The organism is Acinetobacter entericus, from assembly GCF_026168575.1.
GTDB lineage: Bacteria > Pseudomonadota > Gammaproteobacteria > Pseudomonadales > Moraxellaceae > Acinetobacter > Acinetobacter bouvetii.
The window spans coordinates 1-394 of sequence record NZ_JAPEQW010000141.1; the positions used below are offsets into that span (position 1 = coordinate 1).

A 394-nucleotide genomic window follows, 5' to 3' on the forward strand; every position below is an offset into this window, starting at 1 on the left:
GAATCAATAATGAATGTTGCGGGTTCAAGTTTTGGAGTAATTTTTTTCATGACCACTCCTTAGTAATATTGAAATAGCAATCTCAAAAGCCAACCCAATAAAAACATATAAATCACGAAATCGATGTGCCTCGATATCAGAATAAGCATCACGCCAAGCGTTAAACCAATGGCAATAGAAATGAATGTTTGCTTATCCATCAAAACACATCATCCTGCTTACTCAACATCAATTCTGCTTTCACTAACCACTGATCGAACATCCTTTCGCTTTCTTCCCGGCTACCCAATTTGAACTGATCAAACTGGCTGTGGCATGCATGGCAAAGCGGTACAGTGAATTGATCATCTGCTTTAATGCCTCGGCCCTTGCCGTGCTTTGCGCTATTTGAATG

1 protein-coding gene is annotated in these 394 nt (G+C 40.1%); it reads right to left on the reverse strand.

Translation table 11 applies throughout. The annotated features are described in order from the left end of the window. Positions 1 to 199: 199 nt before the first annotated feature. Positions 200 to 394, reverse strand: a 195-nt coding sequence (locus OKC24_RS19935) for a hypothetical protein (protein ID WP_265466318.1), incomplete at its 5' end; no start/stop codon positions are given.